At 69.2% G+C, this 26,989-nt stretch carries 24 protein-coding genes and 5 pseudogenes; 17 read left to right on the top strand and 12 right to left on the bottom strand.

Annotation, left to right across the window (positions count from 1 at the left end):
- Window positions 1–10: 10 nt before the first annotated feature.
- Window positions 11–2,080 carry a glycoside hydrolase family 36 protein gene (locus tag ACFT2C_RS21905; protein ID WP_377209195.1) on the bottom strand — a complete coding sequence of 690 codons (2,070 nt, stop codon included), beginning with the start codon at window positions 2,078–2,080 and terminating at the stop codon, window positions 11–13.
- A gap of 317 nt (window positions 2,081–2,397) precedes the next feature.
- Between ACFT2C_RS21905 and ACFT2C_RS21900 the strand changes: the two genes are divergently transcribed.
- Window positions 2,398–4,164 carry a cellulase family glycosylhydrolase gene (locus tag ACFT2C_RS21900; protein WP_377209194.1) on the top strand — a complete coding sequence of 589 codons (1,767 nt, stop codon included), beginning with the start codon at window positions 2,398–2,400 and terminating at the stop codon, window positions 4,162–4,164.
- Between the two features lie 490 nt (window positions 4,165–4,654).
- Here ACFT2C_RS21900 and ACFT2C_RS21895 read toward each other — a convergent pair whose 3' ends face one another.
- Window positions 4,655–5,548: a methyltransferase domain-containing protein gene (locus tag ACFT2C_RS21895; RefSeq protein ID WP_377209193.1), complete on the bottom strand. Its 894-nt coding sequence runs from the start codon at window positions 5,546–5,548 to the stop codon at window positions 4,655–4,657.
- Between the two features lie 48 nt (window positions 5,549–5,596).
- Here ACFT2C_RS21895 and ACFT2C_RS21890 point away from each other — a divergent pair, with 48 nt between their 5' ends.
- The 5 genes from ACFT2C_RS21890 (at window position 5,597) to ACFT2C_RS21870 (ending at window position 12,798) form a co-directional block, all read left to right on the top strand.
- The gene (locus ACFT2C_RS21890) at window positions 5,597–6,574 is read left to right on the top strand and encodes an AraC family transcriptional regulator (protein WP_377209192.1); all 978 of its coding nucleotides are present in this window, start codon (window positions 5,597–5,599) and stop codon (window positions 6,572–6,574) included.
- 58 nt (window positions 6,575–6,632) lie between these two features.
- Window positions 6,633–8,000, top strand: coding sequence for a rhodanese-like domain-containing protein (locus ACFT2C_RS21885; RefSeq protein ID WP_377209191.1), 1,368 nt, complete (start codon window positions 6,633–6,635; stop codon window positions 7,998–8,000).
- A gap of 181 nt (window positions 8,001–8,181) precedes the next feature.
- Complete coding sequence (locus ACFT2C_RS21880) at window positions 8,182–11,289, top strand: ATP-binding protein (protein WP_377209190.1); 3,108 nt, start codon at window positions 8,182–8,184, stop codon at window positions 11,287–11,289.
- A 130-nt stretch (window positions 11,290–11,419) separates the two neighbouring features.
- Window positions 11,420–12,010, top strand: coding sequence for an OsmC family protein (locus tag ACFT2C_RS21875; RefSeq protein ID WP_377209189.1), 591 nt, complete (start codon window positions 11,420–11,422; stop codon window positions 12,008–12,010).
- Complete coding sequence (locus tag ACFT2C_RS21870) at window positions 12,007–12,798, top strand: methyltransferase domain-containing protein (RefSeq protein ID WP_377209188.1); 792 nt, start codon at window positions 12,007–12,009, stop codon at window positions 12,796–12,798. Before ACFT2C_RS21875 ends, ACFT2C_RS21870 begins: the two co-directional genes overlap by 4 nt.
- A 163-nt stretch (window positions 12,799–12,961) precedes the next feature.
- Here the strand turns inward: ACFT2C_RS21870 and ACFT2C_RS21865 are convergent, their stop codons facing one another.
- A complete protein-coding gene (locus tag ACFT2C_RS21865; protein ID WP_377209187.1) occupies window positions 12,962–13,678 on the bottom strand; it encodes an SDR family oxidoreductase in 717 nt (238 codons plus the stop codon).
- Between the two features lie 115 nt (window positions 13,679–13,793).
- Here ACFT2C_RS21865 and ACFT2C_RS21860 point away from each other — a divergent pair, with 115 nt between their 5' ends.
- Entirely contained in the window at window positions 13,794–14,195 is a 402-nt protein-coding gene (locus ACFT2C_RS21860) for a MerR family transcriptional regulator (protein WP_377209186.1), read from the top strand.
- Between the two features lie 129 nt (window positions 14,196–14,324).
- On the opposite strand, the gene ACFT2C_RS21855 is transcribed toward ACFT2C_RS21860, so the two are convergent.
- Together ACFT2C_RS21855 and ACFT2C_RS21850 are read right to left on the bottom strand one after the other, a co-directional pair.
- Window positions 14,325–14,960 (bottom strand): FMN-dependent NADH-azoreductase, encoded by a 636-nt coding sequence (locus ACFT2C_RS21855; protein WP_377209185.1) that lies wholly within the window; start codon window positions 14,958–14,960, stop codon window positions 14,325–14,327.
- Window positions 14,961–15,097: 137 nt separating this feature from the next.
- Window positions 15,098–15,781, bottom strand: a complete 684-nt coding sequence (locus ACFT2C_RS21850) for a DsbA family oxidoreductase (RefSeq protein ID WP_377209184.1) — start codon at window positions 15,779–15,781, stop codon at window positions 15,098–15,100.
- Window positions 15,782–16,156: 375 nt separating this feature from the next.
- Here ACFT2C_RS21850 and ACFT2C_RS21845 point away from each other — a divergent pair, with 375 nt between their 5' ends.
- On the top strand, window positions 16,157–16,402 hold the full coding sequence (locus tag ACFT2C_RS21845) for a hypothetical protein (protein ID WP_377209183.1): 246 nt from the start codon (window positions 16,157–16,159) through the stop codon (window positions 16,400–16,402).
- 32 nt (window positions 16,403–16,434) lie between these two features.
- Entirely contained in the window at window positions 16,435–17,337 is a 903-nt protein-coding gene (mmuM, locus tag ACFT2C_RS21840) for a homocysteine S-methyltransferase (RefSeq protein WP_377209182.1), read from the top strand.
- A gap of 33 nt (window positions 17,338–17,370) precedes the next feature.
- On the opposite strand, the pseudogene ACFT2C_RS21835 reads toward mmuM, so the two are convergent.
- Window positions 17,371–17,532, bottom strand: a pseudogene (locus tag ACFT2C_RS21835) (HAD hydrolase family protein); the annotation flags it as partial.
- On the opposite strand from ACFT2C_RS21835, the pseudogene ACFT2C_RS21830 reads away from it, so the two are divergent.
- Window positions 17,506–18,156: pseudogene (locus ACFT2C_RS21830) on the top strand (IS30 family transposase); the annotation flags it as partial. The pseudogenes ACFT2C_RS21835 and ACFT2C_RS21830 overlap by 27 nt on opposite strands.
- Window positions 18,157–18,169: 13 nt before the next feature.
- Here ACFT2C_RS21830 and ACFT2C_RS21825 read toward each other — a convergent pair.
- Complete coding sequence (locus ACFT2C_RS21825; RefSeq protein ID WP_377209181.1) at window positions 18,170–19,315, bottom strand: right-handed parallel beta-helix repeat-containing protein; 1,146 nt, start codon at window positions 19,313–19,315, stop codon at window positions 18,170–18,172.
- A gap of 79 nt (window positions 19,316–19,394) precedes the next feature.
- Here ACFT2C_RS21825 and ACFT2C_RS21820 point away from each other — a divergent pair.
- Window positions 19,395–19,475: pseudogene (locus tag ACFT2C_RS21820) on the top strand (homocysteine S-methyltransferase family protein); the annotation flags it as partial.
- Here ACFT2C_RS21820 and ACFT2C_RS21815 read toward each other — a convergent pair.
- The 3 genes from ACFT2C_RS21815 to ACFT2C_RS21805 all read right to left on the bottom strand — a co-directional run bounded on the left by ACFT2C_RS21815 (window position 19,472) and on the right by ACFT2C_RS21805 (window position 20,810).
- Entirely contained in the window at window positions 19,472–20,284 is an 813-nt protein-coding gene (locus ACFT2C_RS21815; protein WP_377209180.1) for an HAD family hydrolase, read from the bottom strand. The pseudogene ACFT2C_RS21820 and the gene ACFT2C_RS21815 sit on opposite strands and share 4 nt — an antisense overlap.
- On the bottom strand, window positions 20,281–20,568 hold the full coding sequence (locus tag ACFT2C_RS21810; protein WP_377209179.1) for a hypothetical protein: 288 nt from the start codon (window positions 20,566–20,568) through the stop codon (window positions 20,281–20,283). The genes ACFT2C_RS21815 and ACFT2C_RS21810 overlap by 4 nt, the downstream gene beginning before the upstream one ends.
- 74 nt (window positions 20,569–20,642) lie before the next feature.
- Complete coding sequence (locus ACFT2C_RS21805; protein WP_377209178.1) at window positions 20,643–20,810, bottom strand: hypothetical protein; 168 nt, start codon at window positions 20,808–20,810, stop codon at window positions 20,643–20,645.
- Between the two features lie 172 nt (window positions 20,811–20,982).
- Between ACFT2C_RS21805 and ACFT2C_RS21800 the strand changes: the two genes are divergently transcribed.
- Window positions 20,983–22,218 carry a helix-turn-helix transcriptional regulator gene (locus ACFT2C_RS21800; RefSeq protein WP_377209177.1) on the top strand — a complete coding sequence of 412 codons (1,236 nt, stop codon included), beginning with the start codon at window positions 20,983–20,985 and terminating at the stop codon, window positions 22,216–22,218.
- Window positions 22,219–22,338: 120 nt separating this feature from the next.
- Here ACFT2C_RS21800 and ACFT2C_RS21795 read toward each other — a convergent pair whose 3' ends face one another.
- A complete protein-coding gene (locus ACFT2C_RS21795; RefSeq protein WP_377209176.1) occupies window positions 22,339–23,592 on the bottom strand; it encodes a glycoside hydrolase family 5 protein in 1,254 nt (417 codons plus the stop codon).
- Between the two features lie 601 nt (window positions 23,593–24,193).
- On the opposite strand from ACFT2C_RS21795, the gene ACFT2C_RS21790 reads away from it, so the two are divergent.
- Together ACFT2C_RS21790 and ACFT2C_RS21785 are read left to right on the top strand one after the other, a co-directional pair.
- A complete protein-coding gene (locus ACFT2C_RS21790) occupies window positions 24,194–24,412 on the top strand; it encodes a hypothetical protein (RefSeq protein ID WP_377209175.1) in 219 nt (72 codons plus the stop codon).
- A 214-nt stretch (window positions 24,413–24,626) separates the two neighbouring features.
- Complete coding sequence (locus tag ACFT2C_RS21785) at window positions 24,627–25,364, top strand: NPP1 family protein (protein WP_377209174.1); 738 nt, start codon at window positions 24,627–24,629, stop codon at window positions 25,362–25,364.
- Window positions 25,365–25,498: 134 nt separating this feature from the next.
- On the opposite strand, the pseudogene ACFT2C_RS21780 reads toward ACFT2C_RS21785, so the two are convergent.
- Window positions 25,499–25,681, bottom strand: a pseudogene (locus tag ACFT2C_RS21780) (hypothetical protein); the annotation flags it as partial.
- Here ACFT2C_RS21780 and ACFT2C_RS21775 point away from each other — a divergent pair.
- The 3 genes and pseudogenes from ACFT2C_RS21775 to ACFT2C_RS21765 all read left to right on the top strand — a co-directional run.
- Window positions 25,664–25,792: pseudogene (locus ACFT2C_RS21775) on the top strand (hypothetical protein); the annotation flags it as partial. The pseudogenes ACFT2C_RS21780 and ACFT2C_RS21775 overlap by 18 nt on opposite strands.
- A gap of 57 nt (window positions 25,793–25,849) precedes the next feature.
- The gene (locus tag ACFT2C_RS21770) at window positions 25,850–26,182 is read left to right on the top strand and encodes a hypothetical protein (RefSeq protein ID WP_377209173.1); all 333 of its coding nucleotides are present in this window, start codon (window positions 25,850–25,852) and stop codon (window positions 26,180–26,182) included.
- Between the two features lie 176 nt (window positions 26,183–26,358).
- Entirely contained in the window at window positions 26,359–26,901 is a 543-nt protein-coding gene (locus ACFT2C_RS21765; protein WP_377209172.1) for a hypothetical protein, read from the top strand.
- Window positions 26,902–26,989 lie beyond the last annotated feature (88 nt).

The raw sequence follows: 26,989 nt of genomic DNA, 5'->3' as shown, positions 1-26,989 counted from the left end.
GGACCCTGGATCACCGCTGCACTGTGAAGATCCTGGCGGCGGGCCCCGCCGGCAGCTCGACGACCGGCGTCTCGCCGTCGGTGCGGATCGTCCACTCCGGCAAGGCGACCGGGTAGGCCTGCTTCAGGTCCCGCCCGCGCAGCCCTGGCAGCGCGACCTCTGCAGCCTCACCGCGCGACCACAGCGCCAGCAGGGACTCGGATCCGGTGTCGAGCTGCAGGGCGATCACCTCGTCCCCCCAGCCCGGAAGTCCCAGCGGCCACACCGGATGCGACCCGGCGATACGGTGCCGCCAGTCCTTATGGAGCGCAATGGCTTCGCGCACCAGGTCGGACTGCTCCGCGCTCAACTCATTGAGGAACCCGGAGAGGTACAACCGGCCCATGACGCCCGCCGTCATCGCGAACGCCGTCTCCTCCAAACCCATCGACGCGGCCGGATACGCCCAGTTCCCCGCCTGCTCGGGAAGGACGCTCGCAGGCGCCGCCGCCGCGATCGGCGCGTACTTCCGGAAGTCCTCCTGGTCTGAGGTCGACTGCAGATGCGCCACCGAAAGGAGGTTGTAGTCCATGCGCAGCGCACCCGAACCGCAGTTCTCGAACAGCACTCCCGGATGCCGGGCGTGCACGCCGAGCAGCCAGTCGCGGAAGGCTCGGGTGTGACCGAGCAGCCCTGCCCCTGGCGCGTCGGCGTCCACGTCAGTCCCGCCGCCTATGTTCCTGTTGTAGTCGAGCTTGATGAACTCGAGCCCGAACTCGTCCACCAGCCGGTCCACCGTCTCGTCCAAGTGGGCGCGCGCCGCCGGATGCCGCAGGTCGAGCTGGAAGTTCCCCGCCACGATCACCCGCTCGCCGAACCGCTGGAAGAACGCCTCTTCCGGCAACCGCTCCGCCATCGCCGACTCGAACCCGACCGCCTCCGGCTCCAACCACAACCCGGGCCGCATGCCGTTGGCGCGGATGGCGTCGATGACCGACAACAAGCCGCCGGTGAACCGCTCGGGAGCCTCGAGCCACTCGCCCGCGCCGACCCACCAGGCGCTGCCGGGCGTGGCGTACCACCCGGCGTCGATGCAGAAGTACTCCGCGCCCGCCTCGGCCGCCGACTCGATGAGCGGTAGTAGCTTCTCCGTCGACGGCTCGCCCATGAGCGTGTTCATGTAGTCGTTGTAGACAACCGGAAGCCGAGCGTCGACCGGGCGCACCTCACGGATCGCGCGCCGGTAACCGGTGAGCGCCGCGAAGGCCGCGTCCCGGCCGCCATCGGCGACGCAGAGCCCTGCCGGCACCGAGGTGAACTCCTCGCCCGGCGCCAGCCGCGCGGCGAACTGGTGGTGCCTGTCGGTCGCGCCGTGCACGCCCAGCGTCACGGTGCTCCCGGTCTGTGCCACCTCCCAGTGCCAGCTAGCGCTGGTCTCGACCTGCCACGCGATCGAAGGGACGGTCTCGGCCGCGAGGACCCCGGTCGGCAGGAAGGATCCAGTCGACCAGCTCCCATGGCTGGTCAGCGAGAAGAGCCCGCGCGGGTGCTGGCCGCCGTGCATCGCGGGATCGATGTCGGGCAGCAGCTCGCTCAATGGGCGCTGCCGCCAGCGCCCCTCGGCCCGCCATTCGCTCTCGCCCCAGAGGAGGTCGTGCGCGCCGTCGGCGGGCACGGCCACGAGCGCTGAGCTCACCGAGAGCAGTACGAGACTCCGGTCGGCCACGTTGCGAACGGTGTGTCGGATCTGGAGGCCCGGTCCAGCGACGCGGAAGACGCTGAGCACCTCGAGGCCGAACTCCGGTGCACGCTGGCGGATCCGCAGCTCGGTCTCGTCCGATTCGTGGCCCGCGTAGCGGAGCCGCTGCCCGGCACTCGAGTAGAGGAGGCCCTGGTCGTTGCTGGCGCGGTGCTCGACGCCGGCGGTGATGACGTCGATGATCGCCCAGGGCGCGGCCGCTGACGGCGCCTCGGGTGCGGTCGCGAGGCGCACGAGCCGCACGGGCCGGTCGTCGCGGTGGTCGAACTTCAGGTGGAGCCCGGGGAGGGCCCACTCGAAGACCGGATCCTCGTCACGATGCAACGGGGCTTGCGATGTCATTTGCCACTCCGCTCTCGATTGAAATACGTCTATGCATCAACGGTGCCAGGGCTCGCGAACTTGGTCCAGGTCGCGCCGCCGTCATTCAACTCCCTCGAAACGCTTCGACGAATGCCGACGACGCCAGCCGACACCCGACACTAGCCAGACCAGGCAACTTCTGCACGATTGGCTCGGGGTTGGGGCTTGCATCCCCGCCATCTCCACCCTACGTTTGTCGAAGCGCTTCAACGGGGCGCTGCATCACCCGAGGCGCGCTCGACGGGGAGCCAGCCACCCCTTTTCGAGCGCCACATGTGCGCGAAGAAGGGCATACCGTGAAGAGACCCCCTTGGAAGAAGTTCGCAGCCCTGGCGGCCGGACTGGCACTGTCGGCGAGCCTCGCCGGCCCCGCCGGCGCGCAGACGACACCCGAGCGCCGTTCGTCCCCGCCGGACCACGCGGTCACGGCTATGGAGCAGGTCGCGGCCATGCAGCCGGGCTGGAACGTCGGCAACAGCCTCGACGCCTTCGGCGGTACCGGCGGTGAGACCGCCTGGGGCAACCCGCTGATCACCGAGGAACTCCTCCAGACCATCAAAGCCGAGGGCTACAACTCGATCCGCCTCCCGGTGGCCTGGGATTACGAGCACACCGGCCCGGGACCGGACTACACGATCGCCCCCGAGCGCATGGAGCGTGTCGCGCAGGTCGTCGACTGGGCGATCGCGAACGACCTCCAAGTGCTGGTCAACATCCACGACCAGATGTTCACCAAGGAGCTGCCGGACGACCGCGAGAACGTGCTGGCGAAGTTCAACGCGATGTGGGGCCAGATCGCCGAGCGGTTCAAGGACTACCCGTCCGAGCTGTCCTTCGAGAGCATCAACGAACCGCAGTTCCCCACTGACGTGGCCAACCAGGACGCCCACACCGCCACGCTCAACGTCAACTTCTACGAGACCGTCCGCGCCACCGGCGGGAAGAACTCGGACCGGCTCCTGGTGCTGCCGACGTGGGTCACCAACTCCGAGCAGCCGCACCTGGACGCGCTCAAGGCCACCATCGACGAGCTCGACGACGACATGATCGCCGCGACCGTCCACTTCTACGGGTTCTATCCCTTCAGCGTCAACGTCGCCGGGGTCACCACCTACGACGAGGCGACCCAGCAGGACCTCGAGAACACCTTCCAGCGCACCAATGACACCTTCGTCGACAACGGCGTGCCGGTCATCGTCGGGGAGTGGGGTGTCCTCGGCTACGACTACACCCGCGGCACCGTGCCCAACTCGCCGCAGTACGGCGAATTGCTGAAGTTCTTCCAGGCCACCGCGCACCAGGCCGTCGAAGAGCAGCTGACCTTGATGCTGTGGGACGCCGGCTCGTACCTCAACCGCCACACCCTGGAATGGCGCGACCCGCTCCTGAAGGCGTACATGGACTCAGGTTTTACGACGCTTTCGGGCACCGCCTCGTTCGACTCGATCTACCTCGAGAAGGCCGGGGCCATCGCGGACGAGTCGCTCACCCTCAACCGCAACGGCCTTGACTTCGAGGGCCTGTGGCAGGGGGACACCGCACTTACCGAGGGCGCTGACTACACCGTCTCCGGTGACACGCTCACCCTGACCGCCGCCGCGCTCACCCGTCTCGCGGGCGACCGCGCCTATGGCACCAACGCGACCATCGAAGCCCGCTTCTCGGACGGCCTGCCTTGGGCGATCCACATCATCACCTACGACAAGGCGCAGCTCTCGGACGCGTCCGGGACCATGGACGGCGCACCTTGGTCCGGGTGGGAGCCCTGCAACTCCTCGTGCTTCGCGATTCCGACCGAGTTCAACGGCGACCAGGTCGCCACGATGGAGGCCAAGTATGCCGACGGCACCAACGCCGGACCCCACACGTGGACCTCCTACAAGGAGTTCTGGGCGACCTACCGGCCCGACTACGATGCGGGCACGATCAGCCTCACCCCTGACTTCTTCAACGAGGTCAGGGACGGCGAACCCGTCACCCTCACCTTCCACTTCTGGGGCGGCGGCACGATCGACTACACGATCACCAAGACCGGCACGACCGTGACCAGAACCTCCGCCTAGGCGGCAACCAGCAAAGCGGCGTGGACGCCCAGGTGCCCACGCCGCTTTGCTGTCGTGGACTGTCGTTATGTGCCGCGTGCCATGGCGAGGCGGTCTTTGCGGGTGAGACCGGCTGTGGCGTGGCTGGTTTCGACTTACGCGTTCACGCACCCCCTGATCGGCTCGGCAGTTCGGCAGTCGATGTCACACGACCGGCATGAGCGAGGGCATGGTGCTCTGGCAGCCGTCCTTTCAGTCAACCTTGAACGCGCCGCCTGGCACCGGGCCAGCGCAATGTCCGTGACGATGTTGTTGGGGAAGCCGGCGAGGACGACCAAGCCTCCTCACGCGGCTCAGGCGGTGCCCCGCTGACCGAGCCGGGTCCGACCCGGCCTCAGGCCCACCTACGGACGCGGGGTTGGGCGGTCGGGTCACCCGAATCGCGGTGTGGCCGGACGCTAGCGCTCCGACAGCGGCAGACTCGCAGCCGTGCCGTTGCTGAGAGGGAGTTCTACCCGTTGCGCCGCCTCGCCGTCGTGAGGACGGCGTTCCCATCGAACACCAACTCCCCGCTCCGGACGAAGGACTGCCATCCGGCCACGACGTCGTGCTCCAGTGCGGCCAGCCTCGCGTCGTCGAGCGGCGCGATCGCGGCGACCAGGGGGGTGCTGTGGACGTACTGCCAAAGAAACTCTGCTGGGGCGGGCAGGATAACCGTCAACACTTTCGACCGGACGTCGATGTCGTCGAACCCGGCGTCGGTCGCCAGGGCCTGGAGCTGCTCCGGGTCGTACAGCGAGAACACTGCGCGCATGAAGCCCGCCACTTCGGGCGACACGTGCCGCGCGAGCGCCTGCTCGAGGACCGCGAACAGCGGCGGAGTCGGGCCGCCCGTTGCGATGGCGACACGCCCGCCGGGTGCGAGGACGCGGTGCATCTCGCGAAGGGCCGATTGCTTGTCTTCAACGAACTGCATGCCGAGTGAACTGACGACGACGTCGAAGGCGCCATCGGGCAGTGGCAGCGCTGCGGCGTCCCCCTCGTGCCAGTCGATCTCGGCACTGCTCGCGCGCGCGATCTCCAGCATGCCGGGGCTGAGGTCGAGACCGGCCACCGATCCGCTCGGCCCGACCTGGTCGGCGGCGCGGCGAGCCACGACACCGGTGCCGCATGCGATGTCGAGCACCCGCTCACCGGCGCGCAGGTCGGTCGCTTCGAGCAGGGCGCTGGCCCAGGCGGTTCCGATCGTCGGGACGAAGTACCGCTCGTAGTTCTCGACGGGGTTGCCGCTGTGCTGCTTCCACAATCCCGCAGTCATGCTGGTCATCTCGATGCACCTCCAGATGGCGTCTTCACGCAACTGATGACACAGTCGATTCTGGTGGCGAGGTCCGCCGCTGGCCATGACGGCTAAGCCGAAAGACCTGATGAAGACGCCGAAGTTGGTCGGGCGATGACCGAGGGCGCAAGCGCTCCCGTCGAGCCGCTGAACGACGCGCTCGAGCGCATCCGCCTCGAGGGCGCCCTCTTCATGCGCTGCGAGTTCACCGAACGCTGGGCGTTGTCCGACCTGGGTGGCCCCATGTTCGCCGCGATGATGCATCCGGGCGCCGAGCGCCTGGTCCTGTTCCACGTCGTGGCATCGGGGCGCTGCTGGGTTTCGACCCCCGACGGCGAGCGCACCTGGGCCAACGCCGGCGAAGTGATCGTGCTCCCGTACGGCGACCAATTCCTTGTCGGTGGTGAGGACCCGGTCGAGCCCGCGTCGGTCATGACCGTCGTCCCCCCGCCGCCCTGGCACGAGATGCCGACGCTCCGCCACGGCGAGGGCGGCTCCCGGACGGACATCGTGTGCGGGTGCCTCTACTCCGAGGACCCGCTGTTCGACCCTGACTTGAAGGCATTCCCTCACGCGTTCGTCGTACGTGCTACGGACGGCCCTGCGCGATCGTGGTTCGACGCCAGCATCGCCTACGCCCTCGAGCAAGCTCCCGGTAGCGGGGGGATCAGACGGACGAAGCTGCCCGAGATGCTGATCATCGAGGTGCTGCGCCTCTACCTGTCGACCGCGCCCGGGGCTGACCGGGGCTGGCTCGCGGCCGTGCGTGACCCAGTGCTCGCCCCCGCGATGAAGGCCATCCACGGGCAACCTGGACGCCGGTGGACCGTCGAGGACCTCGCCAGGGAAACGGCTGTCTCGCGGTCATCGCTCGACGCTCGCTTCCGCGAGGTCCTTGGCCTGTCGCCGATCCGCTACGTCAACGAGTGGCGCATGCGCATCGCTCAGGACCTGCTCGCCACCACCGAAATGACGGTCGCCGCGATCGCCAGGCGCATCGAGTATGAGTCCGAGGAAGCGTTCAGCCGAGCGTTCAAGCAGGCCAATGGACAGTCGCCCAGCGTTTGGCGGACAAGACGATCGGCCAGCTAGCCGGCCGTCCGTGTCCCCGGTGCTCGGCAACCTCGGAACGAGGGAGTGGTGAGTGGCGATGGGCTGGTTCGACCTGATCCCGGTCATCGATGAAGGGCTGGGCAACTCGACCTACCTGCTCGACATCGGCGACGGGCGCGCCGTGGTGGTCGACCCCGAGCGGGACCTGCGGCAGGTCCGCGCCGTGGCTCACCGGCGCGGGCTGCACATCACCTGGGCAGTGGAGACCCACCTGCACGCCGACTTCATCTCCGGGGTCCGGGAACTGGCCGGCGTCGAGGGCGCGAGCGTGCTGGCTCCCGAGATCGGGCCGCGGGGCTTCCAGGTCACCGGGTTGAGCGACGGGGACACCGTGGCGGTCGGCGCGTTGACTCTGCAGGCGATACACACGCCCGGGCACTCCCCCGAGCACCTGTCCTACCTGCTGCTGGACGGCGAACGGGTCGCGGGGGTGTTCACGGGAGGTTCGCTGATGGTCGGTACCGCCGGGCGCACCGATCTGATCAGTCCGGACCAGACGGTGCCGCTCGCACGGGCGCAATACCACTCGCTGCAACGACTGATGGAGCTGCCCGACGAGACCCCGGTGTGGCCCACCCACGGTGCCGGTTCCTTCTGCTCGTCCGCCACCGGCGGGCTGCGGGTGAGCACGATCGGTCAGGAACGAACCACCAACCCGCTACTCCAGGTCCCGGACGAGGACACATTCGTCGATGCCCTCCTGGGATCGCTGGGCACCTTCCCCGACTACTTCCTGCGCCTAGGAGCGATCAACCACCATGGCCCGACCGTCCTTGGCAGCACGCCACCGCTGGAGCCCCTCTCCGTCGAGCAGGTGCGGGAACTGATCGATGCGGACGCGCAGGTCGTCGACGTGCGGGAAGCCGCCGACTTCGGCGCCGGCCACGTCCCCGGCTCGCTCTCGATCACGCTGCGCCCAGTCTTCTCCACCTGGCTGGGGTGGCTGGCCGACCCCGACCGGCCGGTGATCATCGTCCGGGACCCCGACCAGGACGTGGAGGACGTCGTCTGGGGCGCCGCCAACATCGGCTTCGACACCCTGGCCGGGGAGCTTGCCGGAGGCATGGCGGCGTGGACCCAGGCCGGACAGCCGACCACCACTGCCCTGATCGACGTCCGGCAGCTGGCCGACGAGCCGGACGTTGCCGTGCTCGACGTCCGTCAGGGCACGGAATTCACCGGCGGCCACGTGCCCGGAGCCCGCAACCTCGAACTCGGAGCGCTACCCGGCCGGGTCACCGAAGTGCCCGGCGGGCCACTGGTAGTGATGTGCGGTCACGGCGAACGCGCCATGAGCGCGGCCAGCATCCTCGAGCACGCCGGACACTCCAATGTCCGCGTCCTCTCCGGCGGGTCCGATGACTGGGCCGCAGCTACCGGCCGCCCGTTGCAGGCTGGGGCGTGAACCGCCCGTCCACGGGCGGTCCCCTCCAGCTGGCGGTGATCGGCGACGTCGCCCACCCCGCGTGGCGCGGCCGGGCCGTGGGCATCTACCGGGTCTGGCGCGACCCAGCGCCAGGTACGCGCAGAGCTACGCTTCGAAGGTGCGGTGCAGCGTGGCCCTGCTTGGCAGATTTGGCGTCACAGTGCGCGGACGGGAGATACCGGGCGGCGCGTGGCGGCACCGTCGCGCGCTCGAGCTGGTCAAGATCCTCGCCCTGGCACGAAACCACCGGCTTGCCACCGACCAGGTGATCGACCTCCTTTGGCCGGACCTGTCCCCGCAGGCGGGTGCCGCGAACCTGCGCAAGGCCGCGCACTTCGCCCGGGCCGTCCTGGGGGCCGCCGACGCCGTCGTGCTGAGCGACCGCGCCGTCGCTCTCGCCCCTGGGGGTGACCTCGAGGTCGACGCCGAGGAGTTCGAACGTGCCGCCGACGCCGCCGCCAGAACCCAGGACGACGCCGCCTGGCGTGCCGCGCTCGGGCTCTACGCAGGCGATCTGCTGCCCGACGACCCGTACGCGGAGTGGGCCGCCGGGCCTCGCGAGCGCCTGCGCCTGAAGCATCTGGAGGGGCTGCGGCGACTGGGGATGTGGGAACGACTGGCCGAGGAGGAGCCGCTGGACGAGGAGGCGCACCGCGGCCTGATGCGGATGTGGTTGGAGCGCGGGAACCGGCACGCAGCCGTGCGGGCGTTCGACCGGCTCCAGGACCTGCTCCTCCGTGAGCTCGGTGTGCGGCCCAGCCCGGAGACGATCGCCCTGTGGAGCGAGATCAAGAAGGCGCCGCCGGCGCTCCCGGTCGCCCCGACGCCACTGGTCGGCCGCGAGACGGAGATCGAGCGCGCGCTCGGCCGGTGGGACGAGGCCCGGGACGGCCGCGGCGGGGTCGTCCTGGTCTCCGGTGAGGCGGGGATCGGCAAGACCCGGCTCTGCGAGGAGCTGGCCCGGGTGGCACGGGCCGACGGCGCGGCCGTCGTCGTCGGTGCCGCGGAGGAAGCGTCGTCGCCGTTCGCGGCGATCCTGACGACCCTTGACGCCGCCTTCGCCGAGCAGCCCGGCCTCGGGGATGCGCTCGGGCAGGACGCGAGGGAGCGGCTCGTCATGCCCGCCGGCGAAGCATCGGGGCTGCCGTGGCTGGAGGCGTCGACGCCCGGGGTCGAGCGGCAGCGCATGTTCTCCTCGGTTGCCCGGACCGTGACCGCCGCCGCGGCCGAGCACGGCCTGCTGCTCGTCCTCGAGGACGTGCACCTCGCCGACGACTCCTCGCTCCAGCTCCTCACCTACCTCGGCCGGATCGCGCCGTACCACCCGGTCCTGCTCGTGCTCAGCCAGCGTTCGGAGACTCTGGTGCCGGAGCTCGCCGTCCTCCGGTCGACGCTGCTCGCCGGGCCTCGCTGCACGGACCTGCGGCTCGGCCGGCTCGCTCCGGACGAGGTGGCGAAGCTGGTCTTGGCGGCGTCGGCCGGCCGCGCGTCGAAGGCGACGGTCGAGTCGATCTGGCAGCTGGGTGAGGGGAACCCGTTCTACTGCGAGGAGCTGGCCGCCGCCACCGACGCCGACGGGAGCATCACGATCCCCGATCGCCTCTACGAGGTGCTCACGGTCCGGCTCGAACGCGTGGCCCAGCCGGTCCGCGAGGCCTTGCAGCGGGTGGCGGTCACCGGGGACCGGTTCACCGCGGACGAGTTCACCGCCGTCGTCGGCATCGATGACGTCACGGCCTTCGGGTACCTCGACGAGGCGATCCTCGCGGGCGTCATCGACGAGCACGGGACCGGGTACCGGTTCCGGCACACCCTCCTGAGACGCGCGCTGGAGCGTTCGCTCCCGCGCCACCGGCGGCGGCGGATCCACGCCGAGATGGCGGAGCGGCTCGGCGTGACGGGTTCCGACCCCGCACGCGTGGCCCACCACCTTGCCGAGGCCGGCCAGGCGGACGCCTCCCTCCCGTGGCTGGAAAAGGCAGCGGTGCAGGCAGCCTCCCTCGGCGCCTACGCGGACGCCCTCCGCTTCGCGACCGATGCGAGCGCGCGGGCGACCGTCGCCGAGGACCTCGCCCGGCTGCTCGCGCTCCGCGCCGACCTGCTCTACGTCACGGGCGACCCGGCCGCGGTCACCGCGTACGACGTCGCGGTGGCAACCGCGCCGGCCGAGTCCCGCCCCCGGCTGTCACTCATGAAGGCACGCGCCCAGCTCGCGACGGGGGACATCGAGGGGGCCGGGCACACGGTGGATCACGTGCAGCCCGTCACCGCGGAGGACCAGATCGCCGCCGCGGTGGTACGCGGGCTCGTGACGTGGGCGGGTGGGTCGGTCGACGCAGCCGAGCAGGCGGCCTGGGCGGCGCGCGACCTCGCGATGGCGGCCGGGCACGCGGCCGGCCTGGGCGAGGCGAGCGAGCTCCTCGGCCTGGTCGCGCACAGCCGCGGCCAGTGGCGGGAGCGGGTCCGCTACGAGCTGACCGACACGGCGCGGCGCCCCGAGGCCGTCGCCGGCAGCGTCTTCGACGCTCATCTGTGCCTGGCCGAGTACCTCCTGTACGGGCAACAGCCCTACGACGACGTGATCGACTTCGCCTCCGACCTGCGGGCCACGGCCGTGCGCAGTGGCGCCGGGCGTGGGGAGGCCTTCGCGACGTGCCTGCTGGGCGAGGCCGAGCTCCTCAGCGGCAGGCTGGACGAGGCGCTGGACCACCTGGAGCGAGCGGCTCACCTGCACGAGGTCGTCGCGGCGTCGGCGGGGCAGGCCCTCTCGCTCCAGCGGCTGGCCGAGACGGCCCTCGCCGCCGGCGACGCGCAGCGGGCGATGACGCTCCTGGAGGAGGCCGAGCGGGCCGCGCAGGGTTCGACCCTGGAGCGGCATCTCCTCGGAAAGGTGTACGGCACCATGGTGCAGGCGCAGCGGGATCCCCGTCGGGCGATGACGGTAGTCGACCGGGCCGAGGCCCAGATGAGCGACCAGCTGCTGTGCGAGCCCTGCGCCATGGGCTTCTTCGTCGCCGCGGCGATGGCTGCCGCCCGGACGAACGATCTGGACCGGGCCCGCGGCTACCTGCGGCGGGCCGAGGAGGTGTCGGCCCACTGGACGGGTGGCGCATGGCACGCGGCGGTGCTGGAGGCGCGGTCCGCCGTCGCGGCCGCGGAGGGCGACGCCGACGCAGCGGCCCGGCTGCTCGAGCGGGCGGCGGCCACCTTCGACCGGGCCGGGCAGCGTCTCGACGCCGAGCGGTGCCGGCTGGCCGCGGCCGCCTGACGCGCCCCGACGTCGTCCGCCCCGCTCGGTCACCGCCTCCGGCGAGGAACGCCGGAGGAACGCACCGCTCCTAGCGTCGTCAATAGATGCGGTCACCAGGACCGCAACCGGCACAAGGAGGTGCGTTGCCATGGCCACCGGCACAGTGCGCAACGGGATCGACGTCGACCAGCTCATGGGAACGATCAACGCGATCAAGGACGACGAGGGGCTGGCCGCGTTCACGTGGCGGGCCAGGAGCGTGTGGGAGCAGGGCACCCACAGCACGGGGGAGATCGGGCGGTTCATCCACGCCGGAGCGGAGGACACCACCCGCACGCGGGCGTTCGTCCTGGAGGGCGACGAGCCGCCGGTGCTGCTGGGCGAGAACGCCGGCCCGAACGCCGTCGAGCTGCTGCTGCAGGCACTCGCCTTCTGCTACTCCGTCGGCTACGTCGCCAACGCCGCGGCCCGCGGGATCGAGATCTCCTCGATGGAGTACGAGATCGAGGGCGACTTCGACGTGCGGCGGTTCCTCGGTCTCGACGGCCCCCGGGCGGGATTCACGGAGATCCGGGCCCGGGCGCGAGTGTCGAGCCCGAACACCCCGGCGGAGGACCTCGAGGAGCTCTTCCGGTACGTCCAGGACACCTCACCCGTACGGGACGTGCTCGCCAACCCGACCCCCGTGGTCAGCACCCTCGAGGTCGTCGGCCACCGGACCGAGCTGGTGAGCTCATGACCACCGTCACGGTCGACCGCCGCGGGCTGGAGGACAAGGTCAAGGCCATGTACCAGGCCGTGGCCGAGAACCCCGGCGGCCACTACCACTTCGAGATGGGACGCTCGCTGGCCGAGCGCCTCGGCTATCCGTCCTCGATCCTCGATCGGGTCCCGTCCGGGGCGGTCGAGTCGTTCGCCGGTGTCGGATACTTCCTCGATCTCGCCGGCTTCCAGGACGGCGACAGGGTGCTCGACCTCGGCTCCGGGTCCGGCATGGACAGCTTCGCCACGGCTCTGGCCGTCGGCGGGCACGGACGCGTGACCGGGATCGACATGACGGCGGCCCAGCTCGACAAGGCCGAGCGGCTCCGCACCGAGGGAGGCTTCCTCACTGTCGACTTCACGCTCGGGCACATCGACGAGCTCCCGTTCCCCGACGAGACGTTCGACGTCGTCATCTCCAACGGCGTCATCAACCTCGCGCCGGACAAGCCGCGGGTCTTCGCCGAGGCCGCACGCGTGCTTCGGCCCGGCGGCCGCCTGGCCCTCGCCGACATCGTGACCGAGCGGCCCTTTACCGAACAGATCGTCTGCGACATCGATCTGTGGGCCTCGTGCATCGGAGGCGCGACCCAGGAGGAGGTGTACCAGGGCGCGATCGCGGCGGCGGGCTTCTCCGTGCGGGAGGTCCGGACGAACAACTACCAGTTCATCTCCAGGCGGGCCCGCAGCGCCACAGACATCTACGGGGTCAGGAGCGTGTCCCTGCTCGCCCGTCTTCCGGGGGCGGCTGCGGGGCGGGGGTGAGACGTCCGGCAGCGACAGTTGCGGTCACATCGACAACCTTAGCCTCGGCCGCTGCGGAACCCCGATCTCTGAGGTCTGCCGGTCAAGTATCGGTACAGGGCGCTGGCGGTGGTCTCGACTACCTGGCCCCCGCCGGTGCGTCGCGCGCATCTGGCGGGATGGCTCAGATCCCGGACGGCACGCCGTAGAGCTGCGCGGGGTCAGCCGAGAGAGCGGCCTTGACGAAGCGGCTGGAGTCGTCGACCAGCACCTCGATGGCCCCGGCCTGAACGCCGTCCAGGCTGGCTCGTGCCACATCGACCGGGTCGATCTTCGGGGCATCGCGTCCCGCCATCATGTCCGTGTCGGCGGCACCCAGGTGCACCCCCTGGACGAGGATGTCCTGAGCCGCGAGCTCGACGCGTACGCCGTTGGTCATGTTCCACTCGGCGGCCTTCGCCACGGAGTAGGAGCCCGATCCTTGAGGGGTGGCGACCCATGACAGCACGGACAGGACGTTCACGATCGCTCCGGTTCCGTTGGCGGTGAGGTGGGGGGTGAAGGCGCGGATGACCCGGAGCGTTCCGAACAGGTGAGTTTCCAGGTCCTGCCGGACCTTGTCCAGGTCGTCGGTCAGAAGCTGCGCTCCGGTCGCGATTCCCGCGTTGTTGACCAAGAGTGCGACGTCCTGCGCCGCTTCGGCGGCATCCGCGATCGATCTCTCGTCCAGCAGGTCAAGGTGAAGCGGCCTGATCCGCGGGTCGGAGGCGTCGACCAGCTCTGGGCGACGAGCGGCGGCGTAGACCGTCTTGGCGCCCCGAGCCAGCAGCTCGTCGACGAAGCGCCGACCGATTCCGCGATTGGCACCGGTCACGAGAGCGGTGGATCCGGCAATGTCCATGATGATTCCCTTCGTGGGGGAGGTCCACGCCTCCCGTGCGCCGCTTACGCTAGGACTTGACGTTGACGTCAAGGGCAAGTCCCTTTGGGCGCCGCCACGAGTGAGAGGAGTCACGATGCGCATCGGGGAGCTGGCCGACAAGGCCGGAGTCAGCACGCGCGCCCTGCGTTACTACGAGGAGCAGGGCCTGCTGCGTTCCCAGCGCACGACCAGCGGTCAACGTGTCTACGAGGAGTCGGCCGCGGATCGTGTGCGGCTCATCCAGGAGCTCTACACGGCCGGCCTCGGTAGTCGTCTGATCGTGACTCTCCTGCCCGCCATCGATGCCCGCCGGGTCGGCCCGGAGCTGTTGACTCGCTTGGTCGACGAGCGTGCCCAGATCCAAGCGAAGACCGCCGTGTTGCAGGATGCGGGGCGTCGGCTCGACCTGCTGATCCATCTCGCTACGTACCCGGACGCGCAGTCATGTCCGACCTCGCTCGACCAGGCTGTGGCTCAAGGCTCCGTGTCGCCGTAGGCAGCAATGTTTCGCATGCGATGGTCACTGGTGCGATCGAGGAGTTGACGACGGCAGGCTTGCCACACCTCAACCTCGGCGGATCTCCGCGACCGCACCAGGACCGCTTGGTCGCAGACCTGCGGGATGTCAGGCGGCGGCAGCGGTGGCCATCGTCGCGGCGAGCTGACGGGCACGGTCGTGAGCGTCGGTCATGGATGCCTCGTGCTTCGGGAGAAGCTCCGCCAGGGTCGGTGAGTGGGGTGCCATGGTCAGCTCGGGGACCACGGTGGCGACATCGAGCCCCAGCTGATCCGGTCGTCCGAGCACCGCCTCAGTCGCGGGCACGACGTAGTCGAGGCCGTGGTTGGGGGCGCCGGGAGCGTAGCTGCCGCCTCGGGCGGAGATCAGCACCGCCGGCCGTCCGGCAGCCGGGGCTGGCTTGAAGGTGCGACCGAAGACCATGACCTGGTCGAGCCAGGCCTTGAACACCGACGGCATCGACAAGTTGTACATCGGCACCGTGAACAGGTAGGCGCTGGCGCCGAGGAACTCCTCGATGAGCTCGTCCTGCAACGCGGCTTCGGCAGCCTGCTCGTAGGTGTGCTGGGCGGGATCGGTGATGCGGGCTGTGATGCCGGCAGCATTGAGATGGGGCACGGGCGCTGCGGCGAGGTCACGGTAGACGACCTTGCCGTCCCAGCCTTCGCGGAAGGACTGGGCGACCTGGCGGGAGATCGAGGCCTCAGCGAGCGACGAGGAGTCGATGTGGAGCAGGTACGACATGTCTAGGTTCCCTTCAAGAAGTGGTTTGGGGGCGGTCGCTGCCTCATCGCCGGTGTCGATGTAGCACGTCCCGGTCACCGGATCGCACCACCCGCTGGGGGTTTCGGCCACGATCTGGAGCTCGTCCTTTGCGTCGCTCACGAGGCACGCTCACTCGCCACCGGCCCGGCCACCTGGTCCAGCAACCGGCCGTAGGCAGGGACCTTCTGTGCGCCCCGGGCGCCCACCTTGCGGTCGACGACGACGAACGGGACGCCGCCCGCACCCAGCCGGGTCGCCTCGTCGCGGTCGGCGCGCACGCGGTCGGCGTACTCGTCGCTCGCGAGGATCTCGCGGACTCGCCGCCCGTCCAGCCCGACCAGTTCCGCGACCCATGCGAGGGCGTCCGGGGCGTGGATGTCGAGGACGCCGGTGAAGAAGCCATCCTGGACGGTGGAGAAGAACTCGGACCCGCGGCCCTGCTCGTTGGCGTACTGGACCACACGGTGCAGGTCGAACGTGTTGGCGTTCATGCGGTCCGGCGTGTACTCGAGCCCCTCCTTGCGTGCGATCACCTGCATCTGGCGCTCGGCCTGGTGGACGTGGGCGGCTGTGCCGCCGTGAGTCCGGATGTAGCTCGTCTCGTTCTTCTCCGGCTCCGTCGGTGCGCCCGGGTCCAGCTCGAACGACCGCATGACGATCTCGAACCGATCTGCGTCCGGACGTTGCGCGATCGCGGCCTGCAGCCGGTGCTTGCCGACGTAGCACCAGGGGCAGCCCAAGTCCGCCCACATCTCGATGACGACCTTCGACCCTTCGGGATGGGTCAGTTGCTCAACCATCTTCGCCTCACCTCACTAGTAGTGCGTAACAACATCATGAGTGAGTGAGACAGGCCTTACAAAAGGCACTTTGAGGTGCGCCAGCATCGCCGGTGTGGGCTCCGCGGCCGCGGTGCGTGGTGCGAGCGAACGCCCCAGGTGACACGGTGGAATCGGCCCGCGAGTTGAGAGGACGCGGCACAAGAAGTGCCGACAAGGGCGAGGACGTGGTCGACAGGTCTGAGCGAGCAGGCGCAGGCCCAGATCGCAGGGGTCGCCGGCGACGAGGTGCGGCTGTCGGTCGCCGCAGACCAGCTGCTCAGGTAGGCAGGGACCACTCGTGTCATACGGTGGGCGTCGACGGGCCCCGCTCGCCGCGCCAGGCATGCTGTACCCATGCCGAAGACCTTGCCCACAGGCCCCACCGTGATCACTGACGACAGCGAGGTGCGCTTCGTCGCCGGGGCCGACCAGTTCGCGATCCGCCTCAAGGACGGGCACCTGCACGTGCGCGCCATCGACACGAGCGGCAGCGGGGCCCAGCTCGCTGTGATCCCGACCTCGCGCAGCACCCTCAACCTGCAGATCGAGCACCCCGTCGCACCCGGGCCCGTGGACGTGGAAGGGCCGACGTTGCGCTGAGTGTGGGAGCGCGCGGGGACTAGAGTCACGTCGTGGTGTTCCTCGAACCGAACGGCCCTGTCCTGATCACCGATGGCGGCCTGGCGACCGAGCTCGAGGCGCGCGGGCATGATCTCTCAGACCATTTGTGGTCGGCGCGGTTGCTGCTCGACGCCCCCAGCGAGATCAAGGCCGCTCACCTGGCGTTCTTTCGGGCCGGGGCCGTGATCGCGACGACGGCGAGCTACCAGGCGTCGTTCGACGCGTTCGCGGCGCGCGGCATCGGTCGGGACGACGCCGTGCGGCTCCTGCGGCGCAGTGTCGAGCTGGCCCAGGCTGCCCGCGATGAGATGGCCGGGGACGGGCGGGAGCGCTGGGTGGCGGCGTCGGTCGGCCCCTACGGCGCGGCGCTCGCCGACGGGTCGGAGTACCGAGGCCGCTACGGGCTGAGCGTGGCCGACCTGGCAGCGTGGCATCGGCCCCGCCTGGAGGTCCTGGCCGACGCGGGGCCGGACCTGCTTGCGCTCGAGACCATCCCGGACATGGACGAGGCCGAAGCGCTCATGACCGCGATCTCCGGGATCGGTATCCCCGTGTGGCTGACCTACAGCATCGACGGCGACCGCACCCGCGCCGGGCAACCGCTGGCCGAGGCATTCGCGCTCGCAGGGGATGTGGCCGAAGTCGTTGCGGTGGGCGTCAACTGCTGCGCTCCCTCCGACGTGTCGGCGGCGATCGCGACCGCCCGCGACGTCACCGGGAAGCCGGTGATCGTCTACCCGAACAGCGGCGAGGATTGGGACGCCCAGCGGCGCACCTGGGTGGGCACGTCGCAGCACTCCGCGCGGCAAGCGCAACAGTGGGTCGCCGACGGGGCGCGGATCGTGGGCGGATGCTGCCGGGTACGCCCGGCCGACATCGACGACATCGCGCGTGCCGTGGTCGGCGCGAGCTAGTCTCGGGCTGGCCAGCGAGGCCAGCACGGTCGCGGCGCCGTCCTCGGTGATCGTCCCGGTGACCTCGTCGGCGACCCAACGAACGGTCGCGGACGCCTGACCCATCGCGACGCCACGGGCGGCCCAGATCAGGGCTTCGACGTCGACGGAGGCGAGGCCGACGACGAACGCCAGCCACTGCGCAAGGAGCTGCATACCGCGTTGCGCACTGGGCGCGCGGTCCGCCGCCCCCAGGCGATCACCCGGGCCAGCCAGGCCGGGCGCCCGCACGCGTTGACGCCCGAGGTCTTGATCAGTGCCCGGCCGGCCGAGGTCACCGACCGGGCGGTGCCCGGGCACTGGGAAGGCGACCTGATCACCGGCACCCGCAACGGGTCCGCGATCGGGACCCTGGTCGAACGTCAGACGCGGTACCTGATGCTGCTGCACCTGCCCGACGGACACGGCGCGCAGCGGGTCGCCGCCGCGATGCGCGAACAGATCACCCAGCTACCCGCCCACCTGCGCAGCTCGCTGACCTGGGACCAAAGACGAGAGATGACGCCGTTCGCCGGCATCCAGATCGTCCCGGACCTGGACCTGTGGTTCTGCGACCCGCACTCACCCTGGCAACGCGGCACGAACGAGAACACCAACGGGCTGCTGCGTCAGCACTTCCCCAAGGGCACCGACCTGAGGGTCCACACAGCCCAGGACCTCGCGGACGTCGCCCTGGTGATGAACGAACGACCCCGCAAGGTCCTGGACTGGCACACACCCTACGAAGCAATGAGCAAACTACTCTTGGCCGACACAACCGGTGTTGCAACCACCGATTGAATCCGCCAACTCCTTACGGATTGACAGGTGCGCCGGAAGTGGTCACATTGCCGGACCACACATTGCCGGGCTTGCTCACCCAGTCAGACACGGGACCCCAGCCCCAGGTGCCGAACGTATTGCCCAAGACCCGGATAGTGGTACCGCTGGTTCCGGGGGCGTACAGAAGGTAACCAGCCCCGGTGAGGTAGTTGTTCTCCACGAGAACGTCATTCCACGTGTGCTGCCCCTGGAACATCGCGAGGGCGCTGGTGTCGCGCGCCGCGATGTAGTTGTGGCGGAACACCAGCCGGGTTCCATTGCCGTAGCTCTGGATGCCGTCGTTGTGGCACGAAGGGCAACCGGCAAGATCGTGGATGTAGTTGTCCTCAACGAGGACGTCCGTCCCGGCGATCTTCATGCCGTCCGCACCGCCGGAGATGTTGTTGCGCTGGATGGTGACGTCGTCCGCCTGGGTAGACGCGATGCCCGAGTCCCCACCACCAGTGATGGTGCAGTTCTCCACGGTCAGCCCGTCGCCGCCGGACTCGACTTCGATCCCGAAGAACTCGGCGTCGACCCGGCAGTTGCGCACCGTCACATTCGCGGCGGCGATGACCAGGGTAGAGGTGAAGTGCTGGTTCTCCAGGACGGCGCCAGCCGTCGTCACGCGGTAACCAGAGCGCGTGGTGAGCGATCCGGAGTACCCCGTGTTCGAGGCGTCAGGCCACTCGCCGCTGGGCGGCGGAGGGGGCGTGGGCGTGGGGTCGGGCGTGGGCGTGGGGTCGGGCGTGGGCGTGGGGTCGGGCGTGGGCGTGGGGTCGGGCATGGGCGTGGGGTCGGCCTTGAACACGCCGACCGTCTTCGGCCCCGTGGTGCTCCACGTCCGGCACGCGCCCGGGTCCAGAAGTCGAGTACTCCCTTCCCACGGGATTTGCAGCCGGTAGTTGGCGTTCGGGGGACAGGTCGTGCGGACGCCATTCCGCGTGGTCCCGTACGTCTGGTCGTAGTGAGACCCGCTGTTCGACGTGTTGTGCAGGACGACCGAGGCGGAAACGCCCTCGCCCAGAATGCCGAAGTGGACGCTGGTGCCCGCGATGGCCTGAGCCGAGGGGGCGCAGAGCCAGGCGAACAGCAGCGCGACACCCGCCGCCAGGCCGATCTTCCAGAATGCCTTCATGTCTCTCCTCATAGTTCGACACCGAGCCGCCTGAGGCGGTCGGCGCTCTTGGTGTAACTGCTGCGCCCCCTGCGACGGGGCGCGGATCGTGGGCGGATGCTGCCGAGTACGCCCGGCCGACATCGACGACATCGCTCGTGCCCCGGTCGGCGCGGGCTAGTGTCCCGGGCTGACCAGGGAGGCCAGCACGGTCGCGGCGCCGTTCTCGGCGATCGTCCCGGTGACCTCGTCGGCGACCCAGCGAACGGTCGCGGACGCCTGACCCATCGCGACGCCACGGGCGGCCCAGATCAGGGTTTCGACGTCGTCGGCCCCGTCGCCGACCGCGACCGTAGCGTGGTGGGGGACCTCCAGGTTCGCCCGGAGGAACTCCAGGGCCGTGGCTTTCGAGACGCCGACGCCGGTGACGTCGAGCCAGTCCGGACCGGCCGCCGTGACCGTCATCCCGGTTGTGCGCAACGCGTCCAGATGACGCCTGATCCCGGAACCGCACAGCACTACCCGGAGGGCGTGTGCCCCGCTCAGGTCCGTGACAGAGGTGCGCTTGTGCTCACCGGGGAGGGCGTCCGGGTCGAACGGCCCGCTGACCCGCCATCCCCAGCTGGGTTCTTCGACCGCCACGCAGACATCCGGTGCGAGCCGTGTCGCGCGACGGATCACAGAGGCGGGATCGAACATCCCCGCGCTCACGTACCGGTACCCGTCCGGTGCCTCAGGGTCGAGGCGGATGACGAGCGCACCGTTGGACGCCACCGCGTATCCGTCGGTGAGCCCGAGCCGGGCGGCGACGGGCAGGAGACCTGCCAGCGACCGGCCGGTCGCCAGGACCAGGTGATGTCCAGCGGCGCGGGCCAGGTCGATCGCCCGGTGCACCTCGCCGCTGATGTGCCCGCTGGGGTCCATCAGCGTGCCGTCGATGTCCAGCGCCACCAGGCTCGGCGTCCAGGCGTTCATGGGTGTGGTGTTCATGAGGAAGCCGGCTCCGCCCCGGCTGTCCTCGAGCACGATCTGAGCCGTCCGGGCAGCGTCGGCCGTGGGATCGCTCCCAAGAGCACGCATCGGATGCCGTACTGCTCGAGCTCCGAGGCCAGGCGCGTGAAGGCGCCGGCGAGCCCGGACCTGCTGAGGAGAACCACCACAGCGGCGCCGAGCTGACGGGCGGCGTCCACAACCTGGCTGGTCGTCAGCCGGTCACGGTGATCGTGCAGCACGTCCGCCAGGGCCAGGCCCTCGGCCTCGACATACCGGGTCACCGCCGCACGCTGGCACTTCACCAAACGGTCATCGGCACCGTAGACGTGTCCGACGGCGACCGGCCTTGGCGCGTTCACGAGCCGGCGCCGATCGCGCGAACCTCGAAGCGGATGCCCGAGCCGAAAAGATAGCTGGCCGCGGTACGAGCGTCGCGGTTGTTCCGGATGTCGTACACCCGTCCGTTGAGGTAGACGGTCGGCATCTCGAATTCGCCGTTCGTGGTGACGCGGTGTGCTGTCACTTCCCACATGGTTCTTGCTTCCCTTGCTCAGCCGTGGTTGCGCTTCCACATGGCCGTGGTTGCGCTTCCACGCCACGCTAGGGGCTCCGGGGAGGTGCGGGCTGCTACAGGTGTAGCAATTTGAGGCTCTTTTCGTTACCTTCGTTGCCCCACGGCCGACCTACTGTTGAATATGGCAGGAGATGCGGACCTGTTGCGTGGCGTGGGAGCGGCGATCGCCGCCCGCCGTCGTGCCGTCGGCATGACGCAGCTCTCGCTCGCCGAGCGCATCGGCCGGTCCGTGCAGTGGATCTCCGCGGTGGAGCAGGGCCGCCGGCACGCCGAGCGGCTCCCCGACCTGGTCCGGATCGCGTCGGTGGTCGGCTGCACCCTCGATGACCTGATCGGCAGGCCCGTGGCCACCCTGACTCCCGGCACCGGCCCCTCGCAGGCCGATACCGTGACCGCGCTGCGCGAGGTCGTCATGCGCTCGGCCGGACCGATCCCGGTCGTCGACCCGGCGCCCGACCTGGCCGGTGTGGCGGCCCGCGTCGACGAGGCCTGGAGGACCTGGCACGAGTCGCCGTCAGCGCACCAAGAGGTCGGCGCGGTCCTTCCCGCGCTCGTGGCCGACGCTCACGCCGCTCACACGACGTCGGCGGACCAGGCGCTCGGCGCTCGCACCCTGGCGGGTGCCTACCAGATCGCGCGACAGTGGCTGCACCATGTCCCGTCCGGAGACCTGGCCTGGGTGGTGTCGGACCGCGCCGCCCACATTGCACGCGCGGCGGATGACCCGTACCTCATCGCCCTGTCCGGCTGGGCGTTGTCAGGCACGTACCGGAACGCCGGTCACCACGACGAGGCGACCCGGATCTGCCTGGTCTCCGCCGACGAGCTCCAGGCACGCATCGACCCGGCGGACCCACCCAAGGACCTCCTGGGCGCGTACGGGACGCTGCACCTGGCAGCGGCGGTCGGCGCTGCGCACTCCGCTCAGGACGGGCGGGCCTGGGCGTTGCACCGCGTCGCGCAGGACACGGCGGATGCGCTCGGGCCGGGCTACAGCGACCCATGGACCAAGTTCGGTGTCGGGAACGTCGACCTCTATGCCATGGCGATCAGCGCCGCGCTCGGGCGACTGGATGATGTCGCCGAGCTGTCCGCCAACCTCGACCTGAACAACAACGTGCCGAGCGTCGAGCGCAGGGCGGCCGCGCTGATCTCGATGGCCCGCGGTCTCCTGCGACGTGGGGAGGACGAGTCCGCGGCGCTGGTCCTGCTGGAGGCCGAGCGGGTCTCCTCCGAGTGGGTCCACAACTCGAGGGTCGTCCGTGAGCTGCTGCACGAGCTGGTCGTTCGCGACCACACCCGCGCCCGCTCGCACGCGCGCGGACTCGCCCGCCGCGGCGGGCTGCTCACGGTCTGACCGACGGCGGCCGGACCTGTCCTTCTTGCAGGAATGGGTTGGCGCAAGGCAGGGGCGGCACCGCATCGCGGTGCCGCCCCGGACCAGAGGCCGCAGTCGTCAGTGCCTATCGGGCCGGCCCTATCGGACGGTCGGTCGCTGGTGGCCGCCGCCTTTGGTCCGTGCTGCCAGGCCGCTCATGATGGCATTGACGAGGCCCGGCTGGGTCACCGAGTTGTTGGATCGGTCGAACAGCCCGAACCCGTACTGCCCGTTCCAGCCGTTGTCCCAGTAGATGGTGCTGGCGCCGTACTTCTTGGCGGTGGCCACCAGGGCGCGCGCGAAGTCCTCGCGGTACCGGCTGTTCGCCGAGTCGTGCGACGACTTGTCGATCGCGCCGTACTCGCCGACGACGACCGGGTAACCACGCGTGACGAAGGCGTCGTAGGTGCTCTTCAGCTGCGAGTCCACGTAGTCCTCCTGCCCCCAGGTGGACGTCTTCGACGGATCGGTCGCGCCAGCACCCCACTGGGTGATGGTGCCGTTCTCCTCTCCAGCAAAGTCCCATGGAGAGTAGTAGTGGACGGAGATCATGATCCGCTGCTCGTTGCTGGGAATGGACGGAGATCGGTGGCTGTCCGTCGGGATCACGAAGCCGTAGTCCCCCACGGTGTAGTCGATGTTCGTGTTCCAGCCCGGGACGAGCAGCCATCTCGAGCTGTTGTTTCCGCCGGCCTGCCGCACGGTGTCGACGAAGATCTGGTTGTAGCTGTTGATGTTCGAATAGCACGGCTGAGTGGGATCTCCGTACTGCCCGTCGAACTCTTCGTTCATCGACTCGAGGATCAGATGCTGGTCGTAGTTCTGGAACCTGGTGGCGATCTGTTGCCATGCCTTCTGATACTCGGCCCTGATCGTCGTCTGATCGGACGAGTCACAGAGGAGCCAGGAGCCGGTGCCGCGGGAGCCGTCGCCGTGCATGTTGATCACCACGTACATGCCCCGGTTGTAGGCGTAGTCGACAACTTGTTGGACTCTGTTCAGCCAGGCAGCGTCGATCGTGTAGTTCGGGCCGGCCCCGATGGCGTTCATATAGGACACCGGGATCCGGATCGTCTTGAACCCTGCCGCGTGCACCGTGTCGATCAGAGCCTGGGTCACGGTCGGGTTGTTCCATGCGGTCTCGCTCGGGTACCCGTTGGAATTGGCTTCCAAGCTGTTTCCCAGGTTCCAGCCGGCGCCCATGTCGGCGACGATCTGCGACGCGTTCAGCGGTGTCACGGTGTCGGCCGAAGCCCGTGTCGTCCAGCCGGTGGCGGACAGGCCGACCGCCAGCATCGCGGCGACAAGACACGTGGTCAGCAGTCTGAGAGGTGCTCGTCTGACAAGAGGCATCGCTGCTCCTTTCGTCGAGGCTCGATCGGGCCGCAGCGGCCTCGAAAGAGCTGCTTGTTGGACTCATGCAAGGGCGGTGAGGCTCGGCGCCAGTGCCGGCCCTGCCGCTGGTGCGACGAGCTTCTTCCAAGGGGGCCAGTTCACAGTGTGCTCTTCGTTGCGCACGGGTGTGTCCGCTTCGACGGGGCCATTCCCTCGAAGCGCTTCAACACGATATGGCTTCTGTCTGAAAGCGCGCAACCCCTGAGGTCTGCCTGTTGGGTCTCGCCGGGCAAGCCCGGGCGCGAGCGATCGCCGAAGGGCGTCATCGAAGCGCTTCGGTGACCAGTTCGGTGCGACGCAGCCTGCCGCGCAGCCGCTCGCGAACAAATCCGGTGACTCCGCCCGCGGCTCCACGCGATCATGACTGGCATGGAAGAGGTGAAGGTCGTAGTCGCCCATCAAGCGTGCGCCACCCTGCGCGTCGGCGACGTGTTCCTGAAGATCGACGGCGACCAGACGCGCACCGACATCGAGGTCGAGGCAATGACCCTGGCACCGATCCCGACCCCGGAGATCCTCTGGCGCAAGCCGCCGGTGCTCGCGCTCGCCGCCGTCCCCGGTGCCGCGCTCGGCCGCCTCGGCGAGCCGTCGCCCGCGTCGCCGGCCGCGTGGGCCGCTGCGGGCGCTGCCGTGCGGATACGGCACCGACGTCGATGCCGACGTGATCCGCGCGTGGTGGTCGCTGCGCAGCCTGCTGGCCATCCGCTGGCTGGTCGAGCACGGCTTCGACCCGGCCGCGCCGGGCTGCGAGATCGACGTGCTGCGCGCCCGCATGTGACACAAAGCCGGGGGATAACAGGGACTTTCACCCCGTGTACGTTGTCTTGACATTAGGACGTCATGTCCTGACAAACCGTCAGACAGCACCGACTGCCAGCGTCGGCAGGCCCGGTAAGAAGTCTCGGACGCAGTGCAACTGATTCGGAGAACCCATCATGTTTGCTGCAGTGAGCTCAAGAACGTCATCTCGCCTCGCCAGGACCTTCCTGGCCATGATCGGCACGGCCCTGCTGGTCCTCAGCATGCCGACCGTCGCCTCCGCTGCCGTGCTGAACCCGCTGCCGCCGAACGCCACGGAGTTCCAGCGGACCTTCCAGCCGCTCTTCGACTACGACAGCGACAGCTGCTTTCCCGCAGCCGCGATCGACAGCAGCGGCCGGCTCAACGGCGGCCTCGACGACAGCGGTCCCGTCACCGGCCAGTGCCAGAGCGGCCACCTCGGCAACGCCAACACCTACTCGCGAGCCACGTGCAACAACTGCTGGTGCGCGATCGTCTACGCCCTGTACTTCGAGAAGGACATGAGCTGCGCCGGCTGCACCCCGACGTCACACCGCCATGACTGGGAAGGCGTAGTGGTCTGGGTTCCGCAGGGCGCGGCAACGCCGTCCTACATCTCCGTGTCCCGCCACGGCCAGTACGAGACCAAGCGATGGAGCGACATCTCGGAGAAGAACGGCGTGCGCGTCAAGGCGGTCTACCACAAGGACGGCGGCCTCACGCACATCATGCGGTTCGCCAAGTCCGGTGAGGTGCCGGAGGCCTGGGGCAACGGTGGTTGGGACGAGCCCGCACTGGTCAGCTGGGACCGGCTCGATGCCGGCCTGCGCAACACGCTCAACGGGTCCTCGTGGGGCGACGCCAACTTCCCGCTGCAGGACGGCAGGTACGGGACCGAGCTGAGCAGGGCCAAGCCGTCCGACATCCCGTTCGACCCCAGCACCTTCTGACCCGAGTCCTGGTGTCCTGCGCCTGAGGTCCCCAGGTTCCAGACGGCCGTAACCCACGGAGGTTACGGCCGTCTGGAGCCTATTGAGCGTGAGCCAGCGCCGGAGGACCGGAGTACCCGAGCAATGGTGTCGGTTCAGGCACTGCCTTCGGCGGCCAGCGCGTCGGTGAGGAGCGTGACAAGAGCTTCGAGCTGGACGTCGGTGGATGATGCGACATCGTCGTCACCCGCCCCGTCCAGTGCCCTGGCGGCAAGCCCGGACTTGCTGTCGATCAGTTCCGCGATGGTGGAGTCGATCGTCTGGGCGGCGATGATCCGCTGAAGTTCGGGAACACCACGCTGCAGTCCGGCCGGGACTACACCCGGTCCGGCAGCAAGCTCACGCTCAAGGCAAAGCTGCTGAAGAGCGTCCTCGGCGACCGGGAGATCGGATCGAGCGCGGAGCTGCAGGTCGTCTTCTCCGGCGGCAAGCCGTGGAAGCTCCACGTGATCACCTCCGAGGACCCTGCCGTCGAGGGCGCCACCGGCACCAACGAGTCGCTGGTGATCCCCACGACGTTCAACGGCGACCAGCTCGACACCATGGAGTCGGTGTACGACGACGGCACCGGGGCCGGGTTCCACAGCTGGACGACGTTCCCGGAGTTCTGGGACAACTTCAGGCCGGACTACAAGGCCGGGACGATCACGCTGACCAAGCGATACCTGGACAGCCTCAAGGACGGCGAGCCCGTGTCCCTGACGTTCCACTTCCGGAGCGGCCAGACCCTGGAGTACACGGTCACCCGTAGCGGCAGCGCCGTCACCGGCACCGCCTGACCGGCACGGACCTTCGAGGGCGGCACGTTCGTGCCGCCCTCGAAGGCTCGTCGTCCTCGACACCGAATGTTCAGCCGGCCCTAGCGCGTTGTTCCGTCGGCCGTAACGCGCTGCCGTCGCGCGGGTCCGTACGGTACGGTGCATCGCACCTGGTCACGAACCGAAAGGCATCTTCGATGCACATCACGATGAATCTAAACAAGGTCCTGCGCGCAAGTACCGCGGCGGCTCTCGGCGCCGGGCTTGTGGTCGCTCTCGGCCTCTCGCCCCTGACCCCCACGGCCTCGGCGGCGACGACGTACTGGTCGTTCGACAACGCGGTCCGTGGCTGCCTCGAGTCAACGGCGTCCGGCTCGGTCTTCGAAACCGCCTGCGTGAGCGGCGACCCGTCGCAGGACTGGTATTGGATCGGGACTGCCGACTCCGGCGGTCGCCGGATGCTGGCCAGCCGTATCAGCGGCCGCTGCCTGATGACGGACACCGAGTCCGGGTCCGCGAACGCGAACGCGGTGTGGACGAGCTCCACCTGTGACTCCGGCGCCCCTGGACAGCGCTGGCGGTTCGACTACGACTACGAATACAAGACCCTCGGGAGTTTCACGAACAGCCTGGGTACGAGCCTCCGAACGTCGCCGGGGGCAGGTCGGGCCGTCTACAGCGACGACCTGCGAACTGTGGATTACGACTACTACTACTGGTCGACCTCCCTGACGTCCTGACGGCCACGCCCGACCCACGTCCGGCCTTCAGGGGAAACAGATGTACGGCGGGGTGTGTTGCGCTCGGTAGACACCGTCTACCGAGCGC

Source organism: Promicromonospora sp. NPDC057138 (assembly GCF_042670845.1).
Taxonomy (GTDB): domain Bacteria; phylum Actinomycetota; class Actinomycetes; order Actinomycetales; family Cellulomonadaceae; genus Promicromonospora.
Note: the sequence above shows the minus strand (reverse complement) of the source record. Positions and strands in the feature narration are given on the sequence as shown.